The following is a 25,698-nucleotide window of genomic DNA, read 5'->3' on the forward strand; positions in this document are numbered from 1 at the left end:
TTCCTGCCAAGGTCAACAAGCGTTACAGCAGCAGCGCCAGCAGCACCGGTAGATAGATCAAGGATAGCAGTGTGGAACAGAACACCAGGCTCGCCACATAGGCGGGCTCGCGCTGGGACTTCTGGGCAAACAGATAGTTGAACACCGCCACCGGCATGCTCATCTGCAGCACCAGGATCGCCAGTGCCATGGGGGGCAGGTCAAGCCAGATGCCTATGCCCCAGGCCACGCCCGCCGCCAGGGGGATGCGCAAGAGGCTGAACCAGACGCCCGAGCGCAGGCTTCTGACCTGGATGCTGGCCAGCGACACCCCCAGGGTGATCAGCATCAGCGGCACGGTGAAGCCTGAAATCAGATCGACGCTGTTCTGCAGCCACAGCGGCAGTTCGGTGTCGGTGAACAACAGCGCGATGGAGATCAGGATGGCGTAGACCGTGGGCGTCTTGACTAGCGACTTCAGCGGATTGCCGCGACTGGCCAGCATGGTGCCCAGGGTGAACTGGAACAGCGACACCGTCACCATCACCGTGATGCCGAAGGCGAAACCTGCCTCGCCGAAGGCGTAGAGGATCACCGGTAGCCCCATGTTGCCGGTGTTGGGGTACATGGTGGGAGCCAGCAGTACCCGCCAGTCCTTGCGCAGCACCAGCGCCAGCACGAAGGCCAGCGCGGCCATGGCGCACAGCACCAGGGCGGCTGCCAGCATGGTGCGACCGAAGCTCGAGGCGTCGATCTCGGCGCCCGCCAGCGAGGCGATCACCAACGCAGGCGTACCGATGTTGAACACCAGTTTGGTGACGAAGGCCACTGGATAGTCGAAACCGCGGCGGATCCAGAAGAATCCGAGACCGGCGCCGGTGATCACCGGCGCCATCACGGCGAAGAGTTGGGCAAACATGCGAGGATCTATCTCCTTATCGGTCGACACCCGGGGCCTTGGCACCCTGTCGGTCTGGAGTACGCTGCCGGCCAGCGACGCCGACAGCAGGCGCGGCTTGCCGGGCCTGTCGAGAGCGAGCGGCCTGGTGCTCCAGCGACATCGTCAAGCGCTCTATCAGACCCGCCATCAGCCGGTACTCGGCGCCGTCATCCGCCTGTCGTTCAAGCGTCTGCAGCAGCCGGTTGCCGTATTCACGAGCTCTATCTGGTGCGTGGCCTCTGGCGCTGGCGCCGTAGTCGTCGGCGAGGGCGGCGGCGAGCTCGTCAAGGGCGAGGTCGAGCGCGTCACTGCGCCCGCCCAGGCGTCGCCGCAGATTGAGGCTGGCGTAGCCAAGGTCCAGCCCCACCAGGCCCAGCGAAAATAGATAGCGGCGTTCTTCCGGGAGGCTGTCGTCGTGCTGGGCGAGCCTGAGTAGGCGGTCCGCCATGGTACCACCGAAGCGTGACTCGGCTTCATGCAGGCTGCGCCGGTGAAGCCCGTGGAGGTCGTTCACCGTGGCGCTGGCCAGCCGGTGCTTGCGAATGGTGGTGGGGAGGCCTGGCGCCAGGCGAAAGGCCATCACCACGGTGGAGAGCCCGAGCAGCAGGGCGATAGCGCGGCCGAGGAAGCCGTCGACGGAAAAGTCCATGCCATTGCCGGGCATGGTCAGCAGGATGTTGCCGATGGTGAAGGCCAGGCAATAGCCCATCAAGCGGGGGTTGGCGGCGCCCAGCAGACCAAGGAACAAGGGCGGCATGAACACCAGCGCGAGGGTGACGAAGTCGTTGGCCTGGGCCAGCAGTACATGGCCGAACAGCAAGGCGCTGGGTACCGCCGCCAGCATGCCCTTGAGGAAGGTGGCGGCGACCGCTGCCGGATTGTCGCGGGTCGCGAAGAAGGCCGAGAACAGGGTGCCGACCAGCATCGCGATCTGACCATTGTCCCAGGCGGTGTAGCGCCAGACGATAGCCAGCAGGGCGAACACCAGTCCGGCTCGCAGTCCGTTGAGGGCGGCTTCCAGATGATCCCGGTGAAAGGCCAGCGCCGGCGCCTTGAGGCGGCGTTTGCCGGGGGTGTGGATCGCCTCCCGCGCATCGAGGATGACCAGGGCGTGGCCGAGGGCCTCGCGCAGGCCGAGATGGATGCGCCGTTGCAGCAGCGCCTCTGGTGACTCGGTAGTGCGTGTCGTAGCGGGGTCGCTGGTGATGGGCCCACTGGGACTCTGCCCATACCGGGCTGTGGTTTGGCCTGCGGCCTGGTCCGAGGCCTGGTCCGAGGCCAGGTCTGGGGCCTGGTCTAAGTCCGGGGCTACGCCCTCGTCCAAGTCTGCGGCCATGCACTGAAGGGCCCGATGCCTGAGCGCCTGCAGCCGCTGGCGGGCCTGGGCCACACCGCTGCCCTCGGCGCTGCGGCGCAGGTCACTGGCCATGTCCTCGATCAGGCGCCGGGTGGGCGATGGCAGCTCGCCGCCGTGGGAGCGCAGCAGTTGCTGGAGCGCGTGGAGGATCGCCAGCAGGCGGGCGGTGCGCACCGTCAGCACATGGCTGGCGCGTAGCCGGCCGATGCCTTCCGGGCCTTCGTAGCGTGCCGCCTGACTGTCGGTTTCCAGCTGGGTCAGGGGTTGCAGACTGGCGGTCAGGGTGGCTTGCAGGGCAGCGATATCGGCGCTGTTGTCCAGGCGCAGGGCGCCGTGCAGGAAGGCCTGATTGACCACCTGATCGGCCAGGCCGGCGAGATGATCACGGACCTGAATCGGCCACAGCAAGGCGCTGACCAGGGTGGCGCAGATGGCCCCCAGCGCTAGCTCCGACAGGCGCGCCACGGCCACCGCGAACAGACCCGTGGGGGCGCTGGCGGTGATGACCACGATCAGCATGGCGGTGACGGCCGCCATGATGCAGCCGAAGGAGGCGTTGTTGCGGGTCACCGAGGCGGCGTAGGCGCACAGGATGATCCAGGCGGTCAGACAGATCAGTGCAGGTGTCGGCGACTGCACGAACAGCGACATGATGGCGATGCCGGCGAGGCAGCCGACGACGGTGCCGGTGATCTGGCTGATGCCTTTCTCCAGCACCATGCCGCTCATCGGGCGAATCTGCAGAAAGGCGGCGGAAATCAGCGCCCAGTAGGGACGATCGAGGTCGCACCAGAGAGCAATGTACAGCGCCAGACCCATGGCCAGGGTGGCCTTGATGGCGAACTTGACCGCACTGGCCGGCGGCGTCAGGTAGGCCTGCCACCATACCGAAAAAGGCATTAGCGAGGCTCGGGCCGGACCCGCACCGTGGCGGTCATGCCGGCGCTCAGGTCGAGGTTCGTCGGCACCTCGTCGAGGGCGATGCGTACCGGGATGCGCTGGGCCAGGCGCACCCAGCTGAAGGTGGGCTCGACCTGGGGCAGCAGCTGGTCGTTGGGGGTGGCGTTGTCATTGGCGATGGCTCGTCCGATGCTGTCGACGTGGCCATCCAGCTCGAGGTTGCCGCTCATCAGAATGACCTTGGCTGGATCGCCCACGGCCAGGGCAGGGCGCTTGGTCTCCTCGAAGTAGGCGGTGACGTAGTAGGAATCTTCCACCACCAGCGCCATGACCGAGGTGCCCCGATTGACGTAGTTGCCCTGAGTGAGCTTGAGGTTGATCAGGTGTCCCGAGGCCGGGGCGGTGACCTCGGTGCGCTCCAGGTCCAGGCGGGCGCTGGTCAGGTCACTGCGGGCCTGGTCGAGGGCGGCGGCGGCGACATCGCGGTCACGATTGGCGCTTTCGCGATTCTCGGCGCTGATCGCCTGGCGGCTGAGTTGCTCTCGCCGCGACGCCTCGTGTTCCTTCAGTGCAAGCTCGGCCTCACGCTGGGCGACGATGGCAGAGGCCTTGGCCAGGGCGGCCTGGTAGCGAGCATCGTCGATACGAAACAGCACCTGGCCTTTTTCAACGTGGTCGTTGTCGTCGACCGCAAGGGCGATCACCCGGCCCGAGACGTCGGGTGCCACGGTGATGATGTCGGCGCCGACTCGGGCGTCACGGGTCCAGGGGCTGTACAGATAGTAGCGCCATAGCCACAGTCCGGCAGCCACGGCGGCGGCGACCACCGCCAGGGTGATCAGCACGCGCAGGGTCTTGCGCATTCAGGCGCCTCCGCTGGCAAGCGCACCCCACCAGGCGACCCCGGCGGTGCACAGAACGAAAAGAGAGGTGTCCAGCCACGCCTCGTACCACAGCCGAGAGGTGCCGCATAGGCGGTGCAGGGCGAAGCGCAGTACTGCGGCGAGCAGCAGTCCGATCAGGGCGTAGACCAGCAGTGGGCTGAAATAGACACCGCCAAGCGCGACTTCCTTGAGCGCCATGCTGGGCCTCCCCGGGATTCAACCGTGCGGTTGTGAATCGTGTAACCGAGACCAAGCGTAGCAAACATGCAAGCAAGGCGGGAGGGGCTCACCCCACCTGACGGCGGGGCAGGGCGGTGGTCTCCAGGGCTCGCCAGGCGTCCGGCACGGCGTCGCGCAGATGGTCGAGCAGGGCGCTGACCTTGCGCGGCTGATGGCCAAAACCGTAAAGCAGGGTCACCGGCAGCGGTGCCAGCGACCAGTCTTCCAGGCAGCGCACCAGTTCGCCGGGGTGATGGCGTTCGCGGGCTTCGGTGGTCCACACCGGCAGGATGCCGAGCCCGCGTCCCCGGGCGATGGCGTCGATATGCAGCATCGACTGGTCGACGCGAAAGCGTGACGCCGGTGGCTGGAAGTGCACCGTGCCGCCGTGACGGTGGGAAAGGGTGATGCCGCCCTGACTGTCGCCCATCAGGTCGATCCAGGCGTGATGGCCAAGGGCGTCGGGTGCCTCCGGGGTACCGTGCTTCGCCAGATAGTCCGGATGAGCGTAGATGCCGCGCTCCAGCGCGCCGAGGCGCTCCTGGCGCAGGTTGCCCTCGTCGGTCTCGCCAAGCCATACGCAGATGCCCTGGAAGTCGGGATCCCGTGGCGCCGTTTCGCCGGTACTCAGCGTCAGGCGTATCGCCGGATGACGTTCCAGAAAGGTCTCCATCACGCCGCCCAGCCAGCTTCGCGTCAGGGTGCGATGGGCTTCGACATGAAGCTCGCCGCTGACGTCCTCGCGCAGGCTGTCCAGGGTGCGCTGACCCTGTTCGGCGAGTTCCAGGATTTCCCGACTGATCACGTAGTAGCGCTGTCCGGCCTCGGTGGGCAGGAGCTGGTTGGCCTGACGCTTGAGCAGCGGCTGGCCCAGCCGCGACTCGAGCTGGCTGATTCGCCGGCTCAAGGTCGACTTCGCCAGACCCAGCTGGATGGCGCTCTGGGTCAGGCTTCCGGTCTCCATGACGCGGTTGAAGGCAAGCAGTTCGTCGAGATCTGGCATGGCATCACGCAAGCGGGAAGAGGGGCAACACGAACCGCCAGTATGCCACGGGATCGTGCGGATGAAAATCATTCTCCCTTGTGCTGATGGCCTCTACCGCATGCCAGCCGTGCACTTCCTGCGCGTGGAGCGACGCAAGCCGGGAGGGCAGGCGGGCAAGGCGAGTAGGGGCGGGCGAATCAGGCAGGCAAGGCAGGCAAGACAGGCAAGACAGGCAAGACAGGCAAGACAGGCAAGACAGACAAGACAGGCAAGCCAGCTTCGGGAGGGGGTTGCGAGAGTTGCAACGTCACGTTCACGAGCAATTGTGCAACTTTGATGGAAGAATCTAAATGATAAATATTCACATTCATCGTTGTGCGCAGGTCGTCTCGACCCAGGGCGGCGGTCCTGAAACGCCAGCCATTGCGCGTGCCACCGGGTGGCTTGCCACCCCTTTTCGGAGTCATGAAGAAGATGTTGCCTCAGCGCTTGTCAGCTCAACCTCTGTCATCTCGCAGCCTGTCACCTCGTTCCCTGTCGCTTCACCCTCTGTCGCTTCACATTCGCCGCCTGGCGGCGGGGCTGTCGGGGATCGCCCTGTGTGGCGCAGTGCCGGCGCTCGGCGCCGAAGACATGGCGCTTGATGACGTGGTGGTCACCGCCTCAGGCTTCGATCAGAGCGTGGCCGATGCGCCGGCCTCGATCAGCGTGGTGACCCGGGAGGATCTGGAGAAGCGCTACTACCAGGACGTCACCGACGCCCTGCGTGACGTGCCCGGGGTGATCGTGACCGGCGGCGGTGGTGGCGACAACGGCTACGACATCAGCATGCGGGGCATGCCCGCGGAGTACACCCTGCTGCTGATCGACGGGCGCCGCGTCAGTACTCGTGAGACCCGCCCCAACGGCAGCGCCGGCTTCGAGCAGGACTGGCTGCCGCCGCTGCAGGCCATCGAGCGCATCGAGGTGGTCCGTGGTCCCATGGCCACCCTGTACGGCTCCGATGCCATCGGTGGGGTGATCAACGTCATCACCCGCAAGGTGGCCGATGAGTGGCACGGCAACCTGCAACTCGACACCATGCTGCAGGAAGACAGCGCGTCCGGCGACAGCCGCCAGGCCAACTTCTATACCTCTGGTCCGCTGGTCGAGGGGCTGGCCGGGCTGACCCTCTACGGCCGTGCGACCCAGCGCGATGAAGACAATATCCTCTATGGCTACGAGGACAAGCAGGTCCAGAGCCTGACCGCGAGGTTGTCGCTGACACCCAGCGTCAACCACGACCTGGCGCTGGAGGCCAGTCGCACCGAGCAGCAGCGCGAGGCGCTGGTGGGCAACAGCGTCGATCCGGACGGTTGTCGTGGCGGCTGTGAGGACAGCTTCGACGACTACACCCAGGAGTACGTCGCCCTGACCCATACCGGGCGTTTCTCCTTCGGCACCAGCGAGACCTATGTCCAGCGCGAGGTGTCCGAGAACGAGACACGCGAGATGGAGATCACCAACACCAACGCCAAGTCGAGCCTGGTGGTGCCGCTCAGTGCCCATATCGTCACCGTCGGCGCAAGCTTCGAGGAAGAGGAGCTGGACGATCGTACCTCGAACCAGATCTCGGATCTCACCAATGTCCGCAACAGCCAATGGGCGCTGTTCGCCGAGGACGAATGGATGCTGCTCGATGACTGGTCGCTGACCGGTGGCGTGCGCATGGATCATGACGAGAACTACGGCTCCGAGATCAGCCCACGGCTTTACAGCGTGTGGCACATGACCCAGGACTGGACCCTCAAGGGTGGCGTGTCCACCGGCTATCGCTCGCCGGACCTCAGGGAAATCACCCCGGACTGGGGCCAGGTCAGCCGCGGCGGTGACGTTTACGGCAACCCGGATCTCGAGCCGGAGACCTCGCTCAACAAGGAGCTGGGCCTTCTCTATAACGGGGCTGGCGGGCTGTCGGCCAGCGCCACGCTGTTCCACAACGACTTCGACGACAAGATCACGCGGATCGAGTGTCCGGCCGACGTCTGTACCGACGGCCCCAACCAGTTCGGCAGCAACCCCACCTATCGGGTCAACGTCGACGAAGCGGTCACCCAGGGGGTGGAGCTGTCGCTGTCGACGCCGCTTGGCGACTCGCTCGAGCTGTCGGCGAGCTACACCTACACCGACTCCGAGCAGAAAAGTGGCGAGTACGAGGGCGAGCCCCTGACCCAGCTGCCGGAGCACGAGTTCTCGGCCAGTCTCGACTGGGAGATCAACGATCGCCTGTCCCAGTGGACCCGGGTCACCTACCGTGGCGATGAGAGTCAGCCCACCACCGGCCCGTCCCAGAGTGAAATCGTCGCGCCGGACTACACCTTCGTCGACACCGGCCTCGGCTATCAGTTGACCGACGCCGCCCGCGTCAACGTCGGCATCTACAACCTGTTCGATGAAGACATCGACTACGACGAGTATGGCTACGTCGAGGATGGCCGCCGGCTGTGGCTGGGCCTGAACGTCGATTTCTGATCCTCGGAGGGACCAAGGGCAGAAATGGGAATGCCTGTCCGCCATGATCGAACGCATCGTTGCGCGAGCCTGGACGAGAAGGGCAGGCATTCTCAAACGAGATTGATTACTATAAGCGTCAATAGTGATGCCCCGCCCTGGTGCGGGGGAACCGACAAGGAAGATGAGCATGCGTGGAATGTCACCCCTGGCCCGAGGCGCCTTCGCGCTGGGCCAGAAAGTAGGCCCGGGGATTGGCCTGGCACTCGGACTCAGCCTGGCTACCCTGGGGGTGGCCAGCGCCCAGGAGGAGCCTCGCATCCTCGACACCGCCTTCGGTGAGGTCGAGATCCAGGGCCAGCCCGCGCGGGTTGTTACGCTCTACGAAGGGGCACTGGACACCTCCCTGGCCGCCGGGGTGACGCCACTGGGCGCGGTGGCGACCCGCGCCGCCGAGGACGTGGCCGACTACCTGAAGGATGAGGTCCCCGATATCCAGATCGTGGGCACCGCCGGCGAGGTCAATGTGGAAGCGGTGGTCGGGCTCGAGCCGGACCTGATCCTGGCTTCCTCGCGACTGTCCGAGGATACCTACGCGCTGCTGTCGCAGCTTGCCCCCACCGTGGTACCGGCGACCGAGGGCTTCGCCCCCGAGGCCTGGAAGGACGAGGCGCGGCTGTTCGGCAGGGCGCTGGGCCACGAAGGCGAGATCGATCGCGCCATCGAGACGGTCGAAGCGCGCGCCGCCGAGCTCGCCGCTACCTTCGAGGCAGAGACGTCCCAGGACAACGCCTTCCTGATTCGCTGGATGCCCCAGGGGCCGCTGGTGATGTCCACCGAGCTTTTCACCACCGGCCTGCTCGCCGCCGCCGGCCTCGACGTCCAGGACGATCAGCTGGTGCCGCAGGGACGGCCCCACAGCGACCCGCTGAGCCTGGAGGCGCTGTCCCGGGTCGACGGTGACTGGCTGTTCGTCGCGACCCTGGACGCCAACGGGGCCGAGGCGCTGGATCAGGCGATGCAGAGCGACGCCTTCAAGCGTCTGGCGGTGGTCGGCAACGACCGTGTGGTGGCGGTGGACGGCCAGTTGTGGACCAGTGCCAGCGGTCCCATCGCTGCCCAGGCGGTGCTCGATGACATCGAGCAGGCCCTGGAGGGCGTCGTGACACCGTGAGTGCAGAGCGCAGCGTACCCGCAGGAATCCTGTTCGGCCTTGTCGTTCTGCTTGGGCTCGCCATCATGGCGAGCCTTGTCGTGGGTGCCGGGGAGATCGGTCCGGTGCCGTCGTTTCAGGCGCTGCTGGGCCTGGGCAACGAGGAGGCACGCTTCGTGGTGTGGGACCTGAGGCTGCCGCGGACCCTGGTCGGCCTGGTGGTCGGGGTGGCGCTGGGTGTCTCCGGTACCCTGCTGCAGTCGATCACCCGCAATCCCCTGGCCGAGCCGGGCCTGCTCGGCGTCAGCGCCGGCGCCGCCTTTGCCGTCGCGCTGATGTTGCTGCTGGGTGGCAGCCTGCTGGAGCTGCGCATCGGCGTGGCCCAGCTGGGGGCCTTGCTCGGCTGTCTGTGCGTGCTCGGGGTCAGCCGCATCCGTGGGCTCGGCGCCGATCCGGTGCGCCTGGTGCTGGCGGGGGCAGGCTTTTCGGGGCTGCTTGGCGCGATGACCTCGTTGATCCTGATCACCGACCGGCGCGCCGCCGACGAGATTCGTTTCTGGGTGGTGGGTAGCCTGTCGGGACGGCGGCTCGACGACCTGCTGGCGGTACTGCCAAGCATGGCGCTGGCGGCGCTGGTGCTGGTGATGGTGGTGCGGCCGCTGGCCAGCCTGGCGCTGGGCGAGCGCGCCAGCGCCGGTCTCGGTCACCATCCGGGGCGACTGCGGCTATTGGCCATCCTGATCGTCGCCCTGCTGGTGGGCGGGGCTACCGCTATCGCCGGGCCGATCGCCTTCGTCGGCCTGGTGGTGCCCTTTATCGCCCGTGCCATCGCCGGCCCGGAGCTGCGTCGCACCCTGTGGCTGTGCCTGCCGCTGGGGCCTCTGCTGGTGCTGACCGCCGACGTGATCTCGCGCCGCCTGGTGGCGCCCTCGGAGATGCCGCTGGGGGTGCTGACCGCGCTATGCGGGGCGCCGGTGCTGATCAGCGTCGTTCGCGCCCGCCGTCTGCCGAGCCTGTGACCATGCTGGATGATCGTTCCTTGTCTGCCGCCGCCACCCGCTCGCCGGATGAATATCGCGACTGTCACGACCGCCGCGATGCCAGCGCCACCCCCGACGGCATGTGGCTGCTGCGCGGTGGGCGGTTCAGCCTGCTGGTCGATCGACGCCAGCTTTTTGGCGCCCTGTTGCTCGCTGTCTTGCTGGTCGGGGCGAGCCTGGCCTATCTGTGCCTCGGCGAGAAACCGCTGTCGCCGGGTAAAATCTGGGCGGTCATCAATGGACAGGGCGCGATGCTCGATACCTTCGTGGTGGAACAGCTACGCCTGCCACGGCTGTTGGCGGCGCTTGCCAGCGGCGCCGCCTTTGGGCTGTCGGGGTGCCTGATGCAGACGCTGGCGCGCAACCGTCTGGCCACGCCCGGCATCATCGGCATCGACAACGGCGCCACCGCCTTTGCGGTGGCCTCGGTGGTGGGGATGGGCTTGAGCCTGGCGCCTTCTGCCATGGCGTTGACCGGGGCCGCCACCGCAGCGGCCCTGACCTTCGGTCTGGCCGCCGGGGGCGGTGCCAAGGGCTATCGCTTTATCGTCGCCGGCATCGGCGTCGGGGCGATCTTCGCCGCGGTGACCCAGCTGATACTGTCGCGTGCCGCCATCGATGCGGCCAACGCCGCCTACCCCTGGACCGTGGGCACCCTGAACTCACGGCCGGCCGGAGCCGTCGTCGTTCTCGCCATCGGTCTTGCGCTGCTCACCCCGGTGGCGCTGTGGCTGTCGCGCTCGCTTAGCCTGATGCGTTTCAGCGATGCCGTGGCACTCGGCCTGGGGACGCCGCTCAAGCGTCGCAGGCTGCAGGTGCTGGTGGTATCGGTGGCGTTGACGGCGCTGGCGGTATCGGTGGCGGGGCCGGTCGGCATGGTGGGGCTTTTGGGTCCGGAAATCGCGCGCCATCTGTGCGGCAACCGGCAGGTCCCGCTGACCGCTGCGGCCCTGGCCGGGGCGGCGGTGATGGTGCTGGCCGACCTGGCGGGACGATTGATGCTGGCGCCGCTGGAGCTGCCGGTGGGCATCGTCACCGCCGTGGTCGGTGGCCCCTGGCTTCTGTGGATACTGATTCGCCGCTGAATTCATATTGACCCGCTCCCGGGCCAATGGCGGCCGGGGGCGCTTGTGCAAGGGGACCTTGATGTCACTGACGCTGTCTTCACGATCCGATGGGATTCCCCGGGCCGAGGTGGCTTCGCACCCGGATTCGGGCCAGCAGCGGGACACCGCAGTGCCGCATCCCTATGTGGTCGAGGATCTGGTGCTCTGCCACGGCCGTCACAAGGTCATCGATGGTCTCGACCTGACGATCCCGCGGGGCAAGCTCACCGCCATCGTCGGCCCCAACGGCTGCGGCAAGTCGACGCTGCTGGCCGGGCTGTCCCGCCTGCATGCACCAAGTGGCGGGCGCGTCTGGCTCGAAGGCCAGGACCTCAAGCGGTTTGCGGCGCGCAAGCTGGCCCGCTGCATCGCCCTGTTGCCCCAGGAAGCGTCGGCCCCGGAGGGGCTGAGCGTCAGCGACCTGATTCGCTTCGGGCGCCAGCCCCACCAGGCCTGGTATCGCCAGTGGAGCGAGGAGGACCAGGCGGTGGTGGCGCGCGCCATCGCCGCGGCGGGGCTTGAGGACCTGGCCGAACGCGCCCTCGATACCCTGTCCGGCGGTCAGCGCCAGCGCGCCTGGATCGCCATGACCATCGCCCAGCAGACGCCGATCATTCTGCTCGACGAGCCCACCTCGGCGCTGGATCTGGGCCACCAGCTGGAGGTCTTCGAACTGCTGCATCGGCTGGTGGAACGAGGGCGTACGGTGATCATGGTGGTCCACGATCTTTCCAGCGCCTGCCGCTACGCCGATCACCTGGTCGCCATGCGCGATGGGCGCCTGGTGGCAGAGGGCGAGCCGGAAAAGGTGGTGACGCCGGCACTGGTCAGGCAACTCTATGACGTGGACTGCTCGCTGGTGGAAGACCCGCTGACCGGCAAGCCATTGCTGGCCGGGCTTAGTCGGAGAGCTTAATCGTCGGCAGGTCTTGGTCGGCAGGTCTTGGTCAGAAGGGCCTAGTTGGCGCGAGGCCTAGTCGCCAGGTCTTGGTCGGCAGGGCCTGGTTGGCGCGAGGCTTAGTCGGCGAGGCCTAGTCGCCAGGTCCTGGTCGGCGGGGCCGAACGGGTATGCAGGCCTTTAGGGAAGCGAATTCGGGGAGCCAGACGCAACACACCCGGCGCGAAGGCCGGGTGTGTACTCTGGCTGACGGGCGCTGCCCGTCAGCTTCGGATCGCTCTTAGTTGGTAGCGTCCTGAGCGGCGTCCTGGGCATTGTCGCCCGCGCCTTCGATGGCGTTGCCGGCGCTGGTCAGGGCGTTGGCGGTAGCAGACTTGGTGGTCTGCCAGGCGCTCTGGGCGCCTTCCTTGGTGTCCATCCAGGCCTGCTGAACGCTGGACTTGGTCTGGTTCCACCAGGTATCGGTGTATTCGGGCAGCTGGGACACCTCGTCCTGAGTCATGTCCAGATGAACGCTGTACTCGATGTTGTCGAGGCTGTCGCCGTTGGCAGTCTGCACGGTAAAGTTGCCGGTTTCGACCACATACTCGCTGCCGCCGAGGTCAAGCAGGTCGCCCGCTTCGACGACGATGGCGCGGACCTTCATGTCATTGTCGAGAAGGATGTCCTCGACTTCGCCCACTTCATCCTCGCTCGAACCCTTGGCGAAAACGTCGGCGTCCATCAGCTCATCGGCGGAGTAGAGGCCCTGAGCCTGCTGCTGGTTACCGGCGCCATTATTCTGAGCGGTGTTCTGCTCGGCGAAGGCGTTGGTGCCCACGGCCATGGTGCCGGCGAAGACGGTGCTTGCGATAGCGGTAGTCAGCAGATTCTTGCGGATCATTCCATTTCTCCTTCTCGCGGATGGTTCCAGCGATGTCATCGGTCGCAGCGGGTTCCTGTGCTGCGACTTGCGATGTTGCACGAATCATTGTGGAGGTTATGTACAAGATTTCAAGCCAGTCTTGTGAAAGAAACATGCAAGGCTCTGTTGCCTATCGATGACGCCACCACAGAGCTTGTTTCAAACGTGCTCGAGAGAGCCGACCTGGCGCTATTTCAGGGATGATCCCTGTTTGAAAAGTCAGGTGCGCATGCGGCTTTCCATGGTGTGTTGCCTCTGGGACAATACCGGCCCCTTGCCCGCATTATCATGGCCAGGGCGACGATCGACACCGTATAAGCGGTGCGAAAGCGCCGTCCGGCCCGCCCCTCGAGGTCCTGTTTCGTGGAATTGTTGAGCGTCGTCTTTCGTCATTATCGCTGGCCCTTTATCGGCGTCATGCTGCTGAGCCTTGCCAGTGCCGGACTGGGTATCGGCGCCATCGCCTTTATCAACCGCCGCTTGATCGAGGTGTCCGGAGATGCGCTCGGCGTGCTGCCGCAGTTTCTCGGGGTGATCGTGGCATTGCTGGCCGTGACTCTGGCCTCTCAGCTGGCCTTGACCACCCTGGGCCATCACTTTGTCTATGGCCTGAGAGGCCGTCTGGTCAAGCAGATCCTCGATACCGATATCGAGCGCCTCGAACGCCTGGGCAGCGCCGAATTACTGGCCAGTCTGTCCAGCGATATCCGCAATATCACCATCGCTTTCGTACGTCTGCCCGAGCTGGTTCAGGGCATCGTGCTGACGCTGGGCTCGGCGTTGTATCTCGGCTGGCTGTCCCCCGGGCTGCTGTTGGTCACCGCGCTGTGGGTCACGCTGACCATGGCAGGAGGGGCCTGGCTGGTAGGGCGGGTCTACCGCCATCTGGCCCAGGTTCGTGCGACCGAGGATTCGCTCTATCGCCACTATCAGGCGGTCATCGATGGACGCAAGGAGCTGGCGCTCAATCGCGCCCGGGCGCGAGCCCTGTTCGAGGACACCTACGATCGTGATGCCCGCCGCTATCGTCACCACGTCATCCGCGCCGACACCTATCACCTGAGCGCGGTCAATGTCTCCAATATCATGATGCTCGGCGCCATCGGGGTGGTGTTCTATCTGGCCAATGGGCTTGGCTGGGCCACCACCGAGGTGGCGGCAACCTTCTCGTTGACCTTGTTGTTCCTGCGCACCCCGCTGATCTCGGCGGTGGGCGCACTGCCGACGCTGCTAAGCGCCCAGGTGGCCTTCGACAAACTGCGTGGACTCGATCTGGCCGAGGCCAAGGGCGACTTCGGGGTGCAGGAGGCAGATGGCGAGCGCTGGCAGCGGTTGCACCTTGAAGGCGTGGCCTTTCGCTACCCCGAGCCCGCTAAAGCGTCCGACGAAGAAGACGGGGCAGGGCGAGCGTCGAAAGGCCCGGGCTTCGCCGTGGGGCCGCTGGACCTGACCCTGCGGCGTGGCGAGCTGGTATTTCTGATCGGCGGCAACGGCAGCGGCAAGTCGACCCTGGCGAAGCTGCTGACCGGTCTCTACCGGCCCCACCAGGGGCGTCTCTTGATCGACGACCAGGAGGTGGGGGCCGATGAGCTGGGCGCCTATCGCCAGCGCTTTTCCGCGGTGTATACCGACTTCCACCAGTTCGACACCCTGATAGGCCCTGGCGGTGACAAGGCCGACCCCGCGCTGGTCGAGGACTGGCTCGAGTACCTGGCGATGCGCGAGAAGCTTCACTTCGACGGCCAGCGGGTCACCAACCCGGAGCTGTCCCAGGGGCAGCGCAAGCGGCTGGCGCTGTTGATGGCGGTGGCCGAGGAGAGAGATATCCTGCTGCTCGACGAATGGGCCGCCGATCAGGACCCGCAGTTCCGGCGGGTGTTCTATCGTGAGCTACTGCCGCGACTCAAGGACATGGGCAAGACGGTGTTCGCCATCAGCCACGACGACCACTACTTTCAGCACGCCGACCGCCTGTTCGAGATGCGCTCGGGGCAGCTTGTCGAACTCACCGGGTCCAGCCGCGAGGCCGCCAGTCGGGATGCGGTGGCCCGGCTCGATCCGCTGTAGGGCTTGTCCGAAAAATGCCTGCGCTCCTCGACTTTGCGGGCGGTGGTCTGCACATCCGGAGCCTCACGGTGTCTCGGGTGTTGACCTTGTATATACTTGGTCAGTACGAAGTGGCAATGAAGGGGACACAACAATGACCAAGCAAGCCGTGTTTACCATGAAGCTTGAGGCTGAACTGCACGAAGCCTTCATGGCCGAGGCGGCGGCGGTGCACCGGCCGGCGTCTCAGGTGGCGCGAGAGCTGATGCGCGACTTCATCGAGCGCCAACGTCAAGTGCGTGAGCATGACGACTTTCTGCGCAGCAAGGTGGAAGCGGCGCGGGCTTCCAGGCGGGCAGGGCATGGTCGTTCGAACGAGGAGGTCGAAGCCGACGCTGTCTTGCGTCGAAAACACCTGCTGCAGCAGGCCGACGAGTCCAGTGAGTGAGGGTCGTCTGGACGCCTGAGGCCGAGGCCGACCGGCATCACGCCGTCGATTATATTGCCGAGGACAATCCGGCGGCCGCCCTTCGAATGGATCAGTTCATCAGCGATGCAGCCGCTGCCCTTGCCTCCTTTCCCATTCAGCGATTCGTCCACAACCCCTGCCTGACATCCTTGGGCCCCGTCCATGACTGGCTCGGGCCTTCGCCTGCCTGCGGTTGACGGGACGCTCTGGTGTCGCTGATGGCGCGAGGTGGTTTCGCAGCCCTTGATCGACATCGGCCTTTGGCGGGATTTCTATAAACGAAAGCTGGTCTTGATTGCGTGTAAAAATGAAAACAATTAGCATGCCGAAGATGTTTTACGAACGTTCAACGCCGTTTGTTGTCGTCTTCGATGCGCTCCGAGGCCCACCGCATGCAACCCGCCAGTCCCCGTCCTTCCGCCAGCCCACGGTTCACCGACTCCCTGCCCGGCAGTCCTGTCTCCCGCCGTCCGCTTGCCATCGCCGTGCGCCTCGCGCTGGGGCTGGCCCCACTTGCCGGGGCGGGGATGGCGTTTGCCCAGGAGGAGGCTGTCACCGAGGTGACGAGCGACACCATGGTGGTGAGCACCTCGGCGCTGAAGGTCGAGACCCCGGTGCTCGAGACGCCTCGTGCTACCTCCCAGGTCTCCCGCGAGGAACTCGATAACCGCCAGGTCAACAAGTACGACGAGGTGCTGCGATACCGCAGTGGTGTGGTATCCCAGCCGTTCGGCCAGGACAACAAGGCCGAGTGGTTCTATATTCGCGGCTTCAATGGCGAGGACTCACTGTACCAGGATGGCCTGCGTCAGTTTCGTGAGGGCGGCTACTTCTGGTGGAGCACCGAGACCTTCGGCCTCGAGAGCGTCGAACTGCTCAAGGGGCCGGCCTCGATCCTCTATGGCGAGGCGCCTCCCGGGGGTGTCATCAACGCCATCAGCAAGCGTCCCACCGACGAGCCTCAGGGGCTGATCGAATTGCAATACGGCAGCGACGACCACGAGCAGGTGGGCGTCGACGTCTCGGGGCCTGTGGCAGGGCGCGATGATGTGCGCTATCGCATGGTCGGACTGTTCCGCGAGAATGATGGCCAGATCGAGGACACCGACAATCAGCGGGTCTATCTGGCGCCGAGCCTGGAGCTCGATCTGTCGCAGGATACCAGCGTCACCTTCCTGGCCAGCTACCTGAAGGACCACGGCACGCCTACCAACGGCTTCAAGCTGCCCTACGGCACCGTGGATAACACGCCCTTCGGCAAGCTCGACCCCAAGGACAACCTGGGAGAGCCGGACTACGAGCGCCAGGAACACGAGCAGTGGGCGCTGGGCTACGAACTGTCCCACCGTCTCAACGATACCTGGGACATCGAGCAGAACTTCCGCTACAGCCACCTGGACCTGCTCGAGCGCGACGTCTTTGTACTGAAACCTTTCCCTGAGCCAGATGTTTATCGTGAAGTTCCACGAGGCCTGACCTATCGCGACGGCGACTTCGACGCGGTCACGGTGGATACCCGCGCCATCGGCCGCTGGTACAGCGATCGCACCGAGAACACCCTGCTGGTCGGCGTCGACTACCAGGACCTTGATATCGACTATCAAAACAATGACGTATATGAGAATAGCTTTCTCGGTCAGTATCCTTTTGGTGGCCCCTTCGATATCTTTAATCAGGATCACGGCAACTTTACCCCGAGCTCCAGACGCGGAACCGATCACGAGGAAGGCAAGGAACAGCTCGGCTTCTATGCCCAGAACCAGCTTCGTCTGGATGATCGCTGGATCTTCCTGGCCGGCTTGCGTCATGACAGCGTGGACGTGACCAACCGCATCGACGGTGAAGACAACGGTGGCGGCAGCGAGGACGAGACCACCTTCTCCGGTGGCGTGATGTACCTGGGCGACTACGGCATCTCGCCCTACTTGAGCTACAGCGAGTCCTTTTCGCCACAAGTTGGCACCGATCCGGACGGTCGCGCCTATCGTCCCAGTGAAGGCGAGCAGTGGGAAGTCGGCGTCAAGTATGCCCCGGACTGGCTGGATGGCTATATCACTGCTGCGGTGTTCGACCTTGAGGAAAGCGATACCCTCTATACCAGCGGTGATTCCAGTCAACGACAGGGGGGAGAGCGCGAGTCCCAGGGTTTCGAGATCGAGGGGGTGGGCTATGTCACCGACGACCTCAAGGTCACCGCCGCCTACACCTATACCGACGTACGCGTCGATATCAGTCGTGAGGAGCGCAACCTGCGCGCTGGCCTGATCCCGCGTAATCAGGCCTCGTTGTGGTTGGACTACGCGGTCCCCGGCGCCTTGCACGGTCTGAACCTGGGGGGCGGTGTGCGTTATGTGGGCGAGACAGTCGATACGCCGCAGAACTCTGATACTGTGGTGGACTCCTACACCCTGTGGGACGCCAAGGTCAGCTATGACATCACGCCCCAGTGGACCGCCCAGGTCAACGTCAACAACCTGACCGATGAGGAGTATGTCTCCGGCTGCGACTACTGGTGCTACTACGGCGAGGAGCGCAGCGTGGTCGGCAGCATCAAGTACCGCTTCTGATCCAGTGGCGGGCTTTCAGGCCCGCTGACCAACTCTCTGAATCGAGACGCCCGACCGGTTTTCCCGGTCGGGCGTCTTGGTATGGAGGCTGCCGGTAGAAGGGCTGCGGGCCTAGGCGGGCCGAGTGCTATCGCTATTCCTGTCTTTCTATAGCCATATCTCTCTATCTCTCTATCTCTCTATCTCTCTAGCTCTCTAGCCCAGGCCCCGGCCGCCCTCCGCCGTTACCCCGGCCCGGGCCAGGCGCTCGTCGTCGGCGACGTCGCTAAAGCGCTCGAGCAACAGCTTGAGTTTTGGGGTGATCCAGCGTTCGCAGAAGGGCCGCGACGGGTCACTGTAGAAGTAGTCCTGGTAGTCCTCCTTCGAGGCGCGAAAGTCCACCAGCGGCAGTACTCGGGTGAGAAGGGGCGCGTCGAAGTCATCCTGCAACTGGGCCAGGGTGTCTCGAGCAGAAGCTGCCTGAGACTCGGTCAGCACATAGACCGCAGAGCGATAGCGGTCGCGGCGCTGGTGGTCTGCGGTGGCCCGGTGGGTGTAAAGGTGTATCTCGATCAGCACGTCCAGGGGCAGTCGCGAGGGGTCATAGTCCACCACCACTGCTTCATGAAAGTCGGAGTGCTCGCCGTCGGCGGCGACCCAGCCCTGGTGGACGGATTCGACCCCGCGCAGCGACTGATAGACCGCCTCCAGGCACCAGTAGCAGCTACCGCCGAGGGCCAGACGGGCGAGGGAAGGACGGAGCAGGGGCAGGCTGTCGTGCATCGGGATTCCCTCGTTGGCGGAGCGGTTTTGTCACCGAAGACACCTTTAGCTTACAACTTTCGCAGCCCCCACATGAAGTAGCTGCCGCCGATCAGCGAGGCGACCAGGCCTGCCGGGATCTCCTGGGGAAACAGCAGCTGGCGGCCGACCCAGTCGGCCAGCACCATCAGCAGCGCCCCGATCAGCGCTGCCCCGGCCAGGTGCGCGCGAGCCCGGGACAGCCCCATCAGACGCGCCATATGAGGCGCCAGCAGGCCGACAAAGGACAACGGACCGACGATCAGGGTGGCCACCGCGGTCAGTATCGCCACCGTCGCCAGCAGGCCCAGGCGGGCACGCTCGACGTGGATCCCGAGCGCCTTGGCGGTGGCAGCGCCCAGCGGCAGGATATCCAGCCAGCGAGCCAGCGCCTGGGCGGCGACGGCGGCCAGCGCCCCGATACCCAGCACCACCAGCGCCGAGACCGGGTCGACGTAGTAGGTCGACCCTGACAGCCAGGCGATGACCTGCTGACCACGTGGGTCTCCGCCTGCCAGCACGATCGAGCGCACCGCGTCGAACAGCGCAGTGATCGCCACGCCGCTGAGCAGCAGGCGCTCTGGCTGGAAGCCGCTGGCGCGATTGAGCGTCACCAGCACGCCGAGCACGACCAGCGCGCCAACGGTGCCGGCGCCCACCAGCGTCAGGTTGCTCGGTGCTGGCACCAGGAAGATGGTGAGAATCAGCGCAATCGCCGCACCACCGCTGATGCCCAGCAGTTCCGGGCTCGCCATGGGGTTGGCGGTGACCCGCTGGATCAGGGTGCCGGCGATGGCCAGCAGGGCGCCGCTGCCGGCGGCGGCGAAGATGCGCGGCCAGCGCCAGTCGAGAACGTCGCCGTCGAGGCTCGACGACCAGCCGCTGCTGGACTGGCCGATCAGAATGCCGACCAGGGCCGCCAGGGCCAGCAGCACGGCGAGCACCAGCAGCAGGCGCCCGGGTGCCTCGGCACGCAGGGCCTGCGGGTTCGAGCTGGGCGGTGGACGCCGGGCGGTCAGGCGCAGGCGCGGGATCAGCCACAGCAGCAGCGGTGCCCCCAGGGCGGCGGTGGTCGCCCCGGTGGGCAGCAGGGTAGGCAGGGCGTCGACGCCGCCCTGGAGGACCAGGTCGGTGATCGCCAGCAGCAGCGCGCCGAACGCGATCGACCAACCCAGCCGCGCCGGCAGACGCCGGGCGCCGGCCATGTGCGCGATATTGGGCGCCGCCAGGCCGATAAAGCCGATGATGCCGACCACCGCCACCACACAGCCGGTGATGAAGACCGCGAGACCCAGCCCGCCCAGGCGCAGCCACTTGAGCGAGACGCCGAGGCTGCGTGCGCTGGCGTCGTCCAGCTCCAGCAGCGCCAGCGGGCGCAGCAGCCAGATGGCAAGGGCGCCGGCGATCACCAGACGCGGCAACAGGTAAAGCACGCCGTCCCAGCCGTTCTGGGCCAGCGAGCCGGCGCCCCACACCAGCACGCCCTTGAGCGCCTCCTGGTTGAACAGCAGCAGCACCACCGCCAGGGCGCCGAAGTAGAGGTTGACCACCAGGCCGCCGAGTACCACGACGCCGGGTGACAGGCCACGGCGCCAGCCGAGGGCGAACACCAGTCCCATGGCCAGGCCACCGCCGGCCAGCGCCACCCACTCGCGGCCCAGCACCAGCAGGCCAGGCGCCATCAGGGTGGCGACCATCAGTGCCAGGTTGGCGCCGCTGGCCACCCCCAGGGTAGTGGGGGCGGCCAGTGGATTGCGCAGCACCTGCTGCATCAGCACCCCGGCCAGCCCCAGGGCGCCGCCGGCGCTCAGCGACATTACCAGGCGCGGCCACCAGCTGTAGTGCAGCACCAGCGTATCCGGGTCTGGCGGTTCATTGGCGCCGAGCGCCCCCGAATCGATCAGAGCAGCAAGCGCCGCCTGTGGGCCGCCCAACTCGGCCAGGGAGTAGAAGGCGGCCAGCATGCAGGCCAGCGCCAGCACCAGGCCGGTGATGCCCAGCGCGGAGGTACGGCGGACGCGGGATTCAGCGGCGAGCATCGGTATTTCCTTGTGCCTGATCCGGTGTGGTGGCCTTTTCGTTGGTGTCGAGGGCGCTGGTATCGGGAGCGCTGGTGTCGGGGGTGTGGGAATCGGGAGCGCTGGTATCTGGCATGTTGCTGGAGAGGGCGTCACCCAGCAGGGTGGCAAAGCGCCTGGCCGAGGGCAGGGCGCCGAAGCTCCACACCGGTGGCAGGGTGACGACGTCGTCGCGCTGGACGCTGCCCAGATGGCGCCACAGGCCACTGTCGGCCAGCGCCTCGCGGACCCCGGCGATATAGGGTTCGACCACCACGATGCGGGCCTCGGGATAGTTGGCCAGCTGTTCGATGCCGATCAGGCTGAAGCCCCAGGCGTTGGTGGTGCCCTGCCAGGCGTTGGTCAGGCCCATGCGCTTCAGCACCGCCTGGTAGAGGCTGTGCTCACCGAACAGGCGCACGTGGCGTTCATCCATGAACTGGAGCAGCAACAGCGGGCGGGTGTCCTCGGGCAGTCGAGCGGCGATGTCCGCGATGTAGGCCTCGGTCTCCTCGATCAGCGCCTCGGCGGCGTTTTCGCGATCCACCAGTTCGCCGAGCTGTCGGGTCAGCGCCAGCGACTGCGACCAGAAGGTGCCCTCGCCGCTGTACATGGCGAGCTGCTTGACCTCGGCGATCGATGAAAGGCGCGGCGCCAGGTTGGCGAACATCGGCGAGATCACGATGGCGTCGGGGTCGAGTTCGGACAGCAGTTCCAGGTTCGGTTGGGTACGCAGGCCGATGTCGGTGGCACCTGGCGGTGCCTCGAGCCCCACCCAGCTTTCGTAGTCGTCGACCTGGGCCAGCGCCACCGGTGGCGCGTCAAGTGCGATCAGCGTCTCGGCCAGGGTCCAGTCCAGGCTGGCGATACGCGGCGCGGCACTGGCCGGAGACGCCAGCAGCCAGGCCGACAGCGCCAGCCACGCCAGGCTATGGCAACGACCCGAGCGAAAAAGGCCAGAACGCAAGCGCAGGGAAGCCAGGGACACCAGAGAAGGGCGGACAGTCAGAGCACGGCGGACATTCAAGGACAACCTCATTGCACCAGCGCCACCGCGTGTTCGCCGGAGGGATGGGGCATCACCTGCATCGGCACGCCGTAGATGTCCTCGAGCAGGTCGCCGGTCATCAGCGTCTGCGGGTCGCCTTCGGCGATGACGCGGCCGCTGTGCAGGGCGACCAGGCGATCACAGAAGCGTGAGGCCATGTTGATGTCGTGCAACACGATGACCACGCCCAGGTCGAGCTCCCGCGACAGCTTGCGTACCAGGGTCATCACTTCCACCTGATGGGCGATATCCAGCGCCGCCAGCGGTTCATCGAGCAGCAGCAGGCGGCTGCCCTGGGCCAGTAGCATGGCCAGCCACACCCGGGTGCGTTCGCCGCCGGACAGGGTGTCCACCAGGCGATCGGCAAAGCCCTCGGTGTGGGTCAGCGCCATGGCTCGGGCCACGTGTTCGTGATCGTCGCGCCGCGAGCGACCCAGGAGCCCCTTCCAGGGGTAACGACCAAAGGCGATCAGCTCGCGACAGGTCAGGCTTTCGGCACTGGGCAGGTGTTGCGGCAGATAGGCCACTTCGCGGGCGAAGGCGCGGCGACCCCAGGCTTCGAGCGGCTGGCCGTTGAACAGGATGCGCCCCTCGCTGGCCGGCTGTTGCTGAGCCATCAGCTTGAGCAGGGTCGACTTGCCCGAGCCGTTGTGGCCGATCAGTCCGTGGACCCGGCCGGCATCGAAGCTCAGGCTGGTCGGCGACAGCAGGGTCTTGCCCGGGATCGCGAAGGAAGCGGACTGAAGATCGAACATGAAGACGGCTCCGCTGGGTGACTGGGGCAGGGTGGCTTGGGCTGGCTGGTCCGGGCAGGCTGGTCCGGGCGACCGGGCAGGAAAGACAATGGATAGGAATGGTTATCAATTTGTTTGTTATTGTCAATGATGCACGTCAGGGAGGCGTTGCGCTGAAAGACTATTGATCAACCCTTGTAGAAGGGGCGTAAAGGATGACACCCTGTGGTCCACGACATCGGGCCTCTTCAACGGCGGCAGGGATGCCGACACCGCCAGGCGGGCAATGCGTTTGGCGTGGAGCACGCTAGCGAGAAGAACGCGTCTTGCCTATAGTATGAGGCCCACGATGACGTAAGCTGGTGAGTGGGATACGATTATCCCCCCTGAACCCAGCCCAATTTAGACAAGGAAGGAGGTATCACCATGGCACATACTCTGCCGGAACTGCCCTACGCCTACGACGCACTGGAACCCTCCATTGATGCGCTGACCATGGAGATCCACCATTCTCGTCACCACAACACCTACGTCACCAACCTCAACGGCGCCCTGGAAGGCACCGGTCTCGAGGACCTGCCGGTCGACGAGCTGATCTCCAACCTGGAGCGTCTGCCGGAAGACAAGCGCCAGCCGGTCATCAACAACGGCGGCGGCCACTCCAACCACTCGCTGTTCTGGACCGTGATGTCCCCGAACGGTGGTGGCGACCCCAAGGGCAAGGTCGGTGAGGCCATCGAGAAGGAACTGGGCGGCTTTGACGCCTTCAAGGATGCCTTCACCAAGGCCGCGCTGGGCCGCTTCGGCTCTGGCTGGGCCTGGCTCTCCGTCACTCCGGACGGTGCTCTGGTGGTGGAAAACACCCTGAACCAGGACAGCCCGCTGATGCACGGCAACACGCCGGTGCTGGGTCTGGACGTGTGGGAGCACGCCTACTACCTGAAGTACCAGAACAAGCGTCCCGACTACATCGCCGCCTTCTTCAACGTGGTGGACTGGGACGAAGTCGAGCGTCGCTACCAGGCCGCCACTGCCTGAGCGAAGCCGGCCTGACGTCGATGTCTCGACGTCATCCGTGCTAGCGCAAGACCCGCGCCGCGGCCCCCAGGGCCGCGGCGCTTTTCGTTGGTGCCCCGGCTGGGGCGCCGTCTGGATTGGTCGTCGCCCTTGTGGTGCGACAGCAAGGAGTTCACGCCGTGTCCCGCTCATCCAGCCTGCAGGCACTAGGGCGCCTGTTGCGCTACGCCCGCGGTTATCGTCGACGGATCGTCGCCGCCACCCTGTGTTCGATGATCAACAAGCTGTTTGATATCGCCCCCGAGATCCTGATCGGGGTGGCCATCGACGTGGTGGTCAACCAGGAGCAGAGCTTCGTGGCGGGGCTCGGCTTCGTCTCGGCCAGCTCCCAGATCATTGTGCTGGGGGTGCTGACCTTCTTTATCTGGGCCGGCGAGTCGCTGTTCGAGTACCTCTATCAGATCCTGTGGCGCAACCTTGCCCAGCGCCTGCAGGCCGACCTGCGTCAGGACGCCTACGAGCACGTGCAGCGCCTGGACATGGGGTTCTTCGAGTCGCGCTCGTCCGGTGAGCTGGTCGCCACCATGAATGACGACGTCAACCAGCTCGAGCGCTTCCTCGACGGCGGTGCCAACTCGCTGATCCAGGTCGCCGTCACCGTGGTGGCGGTGGGGGCGGTGTTCTTCGTGCTGTCGCCGCTGATCGCGCTTTTGGCCTTTACCCCGGTGCCGTTGATCCTGTGGGGTGCCTTCGTGTTTCAGCGCAAGGCCGGTCCCCTCTATGCCGACGTGCGTGAGAAGGTCGGGGTGCTGTCCAGCCGGCTGTCCAACAATATTCAGGGCATGGCCACCATCAAGAGCTTTACCGCAGAGGCCCGCGAGGCGGCTCGGCTGAAGGCCGACAGCGAGGCCTACGTGGACGCCAACAGCCGTGCCATTCGTATCAGCTCGGCCTTTATTCCGGTGATCCGCATGGCGATCCTCACCGGGTTTCTGGCCACCTTCATCGTCGGCGGCATGCAGGCGCTGTCCGGTGAGCTCAACGTCGGCGCCTACGGCGTGCTGGTGTTCCTGACCCAGCGGCTGCTGTGGCCGCTGACCGGACTGGCCCAGGTCATCGACCTGTTCGAGCGGGCCATGGCCAGCACCCGGCGCATCCTCGATCTGATCGCTACCCCGATCCGGGTGCGCGACGATGGACGCCGTGAGCTCGAGACGCCGGTGCGTGGCGAGGTGCGCTTTTCAGAAGTGAGCTTTCACTACCCGGGCAGCGGCGCCGGCATCGATGCTGTGGAGCTGGCGGTACCCGCCGGCAGCACCCTGGCGCTGGTCGGGCCCACCGGCTCCGGCAAGTCGACCCTGATCAAGCTGCTGTTGCGCTTTCACGACCCCGACCAGGGGCAGGTCGAGCTCGACGCCGCCCCGGTGGCGGAGCTTCGCCAAGGGGCGCTGCGCGACGCCATCGGCCTGGTCAGCCAGGACGTCTACCTGTTCGAGGGCAGCGTGCGTGACAACATCGCCTATGCTCGTCCCGAGGCCAGTGACGAGGAGGTCATCGCCGCGGCACGTACCGCCGAAGCCTGGGAGTTCATCGAGCGTCTGCCGGACGGCCTCGATACCCGTGTCGGTGAGCGCGGCGTGCGCCTGTCCGGCGGGCAGCGTCAGCGTCTGTCGCTGGCCCGGGCGCTGCTCAAGGATCCCCCCGGTGCTGGTGCTGGATGAGGCCACCAGTGCGGTGGACAACGAGACCGAGGCGGCGATCCAGCGCTCGCTGTCGCGTATCGGCGGTGAGCGTACCGTGATCATGATCGCCCACCGGCTCTCGACCATCGTCCACGCCGACCAGATTGTGGTGATGGAGCGGGGGCAGGTGGTCGAGCGTGGAGACCACGCCGAGTTGATCGCCCGGGGCGGGCGCTACGCCGCCCAGTGGCAGGTGCAGACCGGCGAGGCGGCGACGGTGGCAGCCACGTCGCCCTGACCTGGCGCACTGACCTGTCGCCCTGACCTGTCGCGATGCGCGGGGCTTGGCCGCGGGCCCGGTGCCGGCCCATGAACAGGCCCCGGGATCGGCCCCGGAACCGGTTCCGGTGTGGAGGATACGGCTCGCCAGCGCCGTCTGTGCA

At 65.8% G+C, this 25,698-nt stretch carries 20 protein-coding genes and 1 pseudogene; 11 read left to right on the top strand and 10 right to left on the bottom strand.

The window, feature by feature from the left end; translation table 11 throughout:
* Positions 1-22 precede the first annotated feature (22 nt).
* The 5 genes from KUW00_RS22020 to KUW00_RS22040 form a co-directional block, all read right to left on the bottom strand.
* The gene (locus KUW00_RS22020; protein WP_045992015.1) at positions 23-898 is read right to left on the bottom strand and encodes an AEC family transporter; all 876 of its coding nucleotides are present in this window, start codon (positions 896-898) and stop codon (positions 23-25) included.
* Positions 899-914: 16 nt separating this feature from the next.
* Complete coding sequence (locus tag KUW00_RS22025; RefSeq protein WP_222570134.1) at positions 915-3,176, bottom strand: FUSC family protein; 2,262 nt, start codon at positions 3,174-3,176, stop codon at positions 915-917.
* Positions 3,176-4,039, bottom strand: a complete 864-nt coding sequence (locus KUW00_RS22030) for an efflux RND transporter periplasmic adaptor subunit (protein ID WP_045992013.1) — start codon at positions 4,037-4,039, stop codon at positions 3,176-3,178. Before KUW00_RS22030 ends, KUW00_RS22025 begins: the two co-directional genes overlap by 1 nt.
* Positions 4,040-4,258 (bottom strand): DUF1656 domain-containing protein, encoded by a 219-nt coding sequence (locus KUW00_RS22035; RefSeq protein ID WP_045992012.1) that lies wholly within the window; start codon positions 4,256-4,258, stop codon positions 4,040-4,042.
* 88 nt (positions 4,259-4,346) lie between these two features.
* The gene (locus KUW00_RS22040; RefSeq protein WP_045992011.1) at positions 4,347-5,282 is read right to left on the bottom strand and encodes a LysR family transcriptional regulator; all 936 of its coding nucleotides are present in this window, start codon (positions 5,280-5,282) and stop codon (positions 4,347-4,349) included.
* A gap of 615 nt (positions 5,283-5,897) precedes the next feature.
* Between KUW00_RS22040 and KUW00_RS22045 the strand changes: the two genes are divergently transcribed.
* The 5 genes from KUW00_RS22045 to KUW00_RS22065 all read left to right on the top strand — a co-directional run bounded on the left by KUW00_RS22045 (position 5,898) and on the right by KUW00_RS22065 (position 11,969).
* Complete coding sequence (locus KUW00_RS22045) at positions 5,898-7,775, top strand: ligand-gated channel protein (protein ID WP_409996311.1); 1,878 nt, start codon at positions 5,898-5,900, stop codon at positions 7,773-7,775.
* Between the two features lie 169 nt (positions 7,776-7,944).
* Positions 7,945-8,928 (top strand): iron-siderophore ABC transporter substrate-binding protein, encoded by a 984-nt coding sequence (locus KUW00_RS22050; protein WP_261392311.1) that lies wholly within the window; start codon positions 7,945-7,947, stop codon positions 8,926-8,928.
* A complete protein-coding gene (locus KUW00_RS22055) occupies positions 8,925-9,926 on the top strand; it encodes a FecCD family ABC transporter permease (protein WP_409996310.1) in 1,002 nt (333 codons plus the stop codon). Before KUW00_RS22050 ends, KUW00_RS22055 begins: the two co-directional genes overlap by 4 nt.
* A gap of 101 nt (positions 9,927-10,027) precedes the next feature.
* On the top strand, positions 10,028-11,032 hold the full coding sequence (locus KUW00_RS22060) for a FecCD family ABC transporter permease (RefSeq protein ID WP_261392343.1): 1,005 nt from the start codon (positions 10,028-10,030) through the stop codon (positions 11,030-11,032).
* A 61-nt stretch (positions 11,033-11,093) separates the two neighbouring features.
* Positions 11,094-11,969, top strand: coding sequence for an ABC transporter ATP-binding protein (locus KUW00_RS22065; protein WP_083970345.1), 876 nt, complete (start codon positions 11,094-11,096; stop codon positions 11,967-11,969).
* Between the two features lie 262 nt (positions 11,970-12,231).
* Here the strand turns inward: KUW00_RS22065 and KUW00_RS22070 are convergent, their stop codons facing one another.
* Entirely contained in the window at positions 12,232-12,834 is a 603-nt protein-coding gene (locus tag KUW00_RS22070; protein ID WP_052704314.1) for a hypothetical protein, read from the bottom strand.
* A gap of 384 nt (positions 12,835-13,218) precedes the next feature.
* Between KUW00_RS22070 and KUW00_RS22075 the strand changes: the two genes are divergently transcribed.
* From KUW00_RS22075 to KUW00_RS22090, 4 genes are all read left to right on the top strand, one after another.
* Positions 13,219-14,922, top strand: a complete 1,704-nt coding sequence (locus KUW00_RS22075; protein WP_222570136.1) for a multidrug ABC transporter permease/ATP-binding protein — start codon at positions 13,219-13,221, stop codon at positions 14,920-14,922.
* A 133-nt stretch (positions 14,923-15,055) separates the two neighbouring features.
* A complete protein-coding gene (locus KUW00_RS22080; RefSeq protein ID WP_222570137.1) occupies positions 15,056-15,349 on the top strand; it encodes an antitoxin of toxin-antitoxin stability system in 294 nt (97 codons plus the stop codon).
* Positions 15,346-15,567: a type II toxin-antitoxin system RelE/ParE family toxin gene (locus tag KUW00_RS22085; RefSeq protein WP_222570138.1), complete on the top strand. Its 222-nt coding sequence runs from the start codon at positions 15,346-15,348 to the stop codon at positions 15,565-15,567. The genes KUW00_RS22080 and KUW00_RS22085 overlap by 4 nt, the downstream gene beginning before the upstream one ends.
* A 195-nt stretch (positions 15,568-15,762) precedes the next feature.
* Positions 15,763-17,937, top strand: coding sequence for a TonB-dependent siderophore receptor (locus KUW00_RS22090; RefSeq protein ID WP_315901224.1), 2,175 nt, complete (start codon positions 15,763-15,765; stop codon positions 17,935-17,937).
* 195 nt (positions 17,938-18,132) lie between these two features.
* Here KUW00_RS22090 and KUW00_RS22095 read toward each other — a convergent pair whose 3' ends face one another.
* From KUW00_RS22095 to KUW00_RS22110, 4 genes are all read right to left on the bottom strand, one after another.
* Complete coding sequence (locus tag KUW00_RS22095) at positions 18,133-18,699, bottom strand: peptide-methionine (S)-S-oxide reductase (RefSeq protein WP_222570139.1); 567 nt, start codon at positions 18,697-18,699, stop codon at positions 18,133-18,135.
* Between the two features lie 50 nt (positions 18,700-18,749).
* On the bottom strand, positions 18,750-20,756 hold the full coding sequence (gene fhuB / locus KUW00_RS22100) for a Fe(3+)-hydroxamate ABC transporter permease FhuB (protein ID WP_261392313.1): 2,007 nt from the start codon (positions 20,754-20,756) through the stop codon (positions 18,750-18,752).
* Entirely contained in the window at positions 20,743-21,741 is a 999-nt protein-coding gene (locus tag KUW00_RS22105) for an iron-siderophore ABC transporter substrate-binding protein (RefSeq protein ID WP_261392314.1), read from the bottom strand. The genes fhuB and KUW00_RS22105 overlap by 14 nt, the downstream gene beginning before the upstream one ends.
* 68 nt (positions 21,742-21,809) lie before the next feature.
* Positions 21,810-22,577: an ATP-binding cassette domain-containing protein gene (locus KUW00_RS22110; protein ID WP_045992323.1), complete on the bottom strand. Its 768-nt coding sequence runs from the start codon at positions 22,575-22,577 to the stop codon at positions 21,810-21,812.
* A 405-nt stretch (positions 22,578-22,982) separates the two neighbouring features.
* On the opposite strand from KUW00_RS22110, the gene KUW00_RS22115 reads away from it, so the two are divergent.
* Together KUW00_RS22115 and KUW00_RS22120 are read left to right on the top strand one after the other, a co-directional pair.
* Positions 22,983-23,594, top strand: a complete 612-nt coding sequence (locus KUW00_RS22115; protein WP_045992322.1) for a superoxide dismutase — start codon at positions 22,983-22,985, stop codon at positions 23,592-23,594.
* A gap of 158 nt (positions 23,595-23,752) precedes the next feature.
* Positions 23,753-25,553, top strand: a pseudogene (locus tag KUW00_RS22120) (ABC transporter ATP-binding protein).
* Positions 25,554-25,698 lie beyond the last annotated feature (145 nt).

It is taken from the genome of Halomonas sp. DP5N14-9, assembly GCF_019802175.1.
In the GTDB taxonomy this organism is placed as follows: Bacteria; Pseudomonadota; Gammaproteobacteria; order Pseudomonadales; family Halomonadaceae; genus Halomonas; species Halomonas litopenaei.

Excerpts from the sequence above, each read along its gene's own strand:
- KUW00_RS22020 (WP_045992015.1), bottom strand. The coding sequence starts at position 898 with ATGTTTGCCCAACTCTTCGCCGTGATGGCGCCGGTGATCACCGGCGCC.
- KUW00_RS22025 (WP_222570134.1), bottom strand. The coding sequence starts at position 3,176 with ATGCCTTTTTCGGTATGGTGGCAGGCCTACCTGACGCCGCCGGCCAGT.
- KUW00_RS22030 (WP_045992013.1), bottom strand. The coding sequence starts at position 4,039 with ATGCGCAAGACCCTGCGCGTGCTGATCACCCTGGCGGTGGTCGCCGCC.
- KUW00_RS22035 (WP_045992012.1), bottom strand. The coding sequence starts at position 4,258 with ATGGCGCTCAAGGAAGTCGCGCTTGGCGGTGTCTATTTCAGCCCACTG.
- KUW00_RS22040 (WP_045992011.1), bottom strand. The coding sequence starts at position 5,282 with ATGCCAGATCTCGACGAACTGCTTGCCTTCAACCGCGTCATGGAGACC.
- KUW00_RS22045 (WP_409996311.1), top strand. The coding sequence starts at position 5,898 with ATGGCGCTTGATGACGTGGTGGTCACCGCCTCAGGCTTCGATCAGAGC.
- KUW00_RS22050 (WP_261392311.1), top strand. The coding sequence starts at position 7,945 with ATGCGTGGAATGTCACCCCTGGCCCGAGGCGCCTTCGCGCTGGGCCAG.
- KUW00_RS22060 (WP_261392343.1), top strand. The coding sequence starts at position 10,028 with ATGTGGCTGCTGCGCGGTGGGCGGTTCAGCCTGCTGGTCGATCGACGC.
- KUW00_RS22065 (WP_083970345.1), top strand. The coding sequence starts at position 11,094 with ATGTCACTGACGCTGTCTTCACGATCCGATGGGATTCCCCGGGCCGAG.
- KUW00_RS22070 (WP_052704314.1), bottom strand. The coding sequence starts at position 12,834 with ATGATCCGCAAGAATCTGCTGACTACCGCTATCGCAAGCACCGTCTTC.
- KUW00_RS22080 (WP_222570137.1), top strand. The coding sequence starts at position 15,056 with ATGACCAAGCAAGCCGTGTTTACCATGAAGCTTGAGGCTGAACTGCAC.
- KUW00_RS22090 (WP_315901224.1), top strand. The coding sequence starts at position 15,763 with ATGCAACCCGCCAGTCCCCGTCCTTCCGCCAGCCCACGGTTCACCGAC.
- KUW00_RS22095 (WP_222570139.1), bottom strand. The coding sequence starts at position 18,699 with ATGCACGACAGCCTGCCCCTGCTCCGTCCTTCCCTCGCCCGTCTGGCC.
- fhuB (WP_261392313.1), bottom strand. The coding sequence starts at position 20,756 with ATGCTCGCCGCTGAATCCCGCGTCCGCCGTACCTCCGCGCTGGGCATC.
- KUW00_RS22110 (WP_045992323.1), bottom strand. The coding sequence starts at position 22,577 with ATGTTCGATCTTCAGTCCGCTTCCTTCGCGATCCCGGGCAAGACCCTG.
- KUW00_RS22115 (WP_045992322.1), top strand. The coding sequence starts at position 22,983 with ATGGCACATACTCTGCCGGAACTGCCCTACGCCTACGACGCACTGGAA.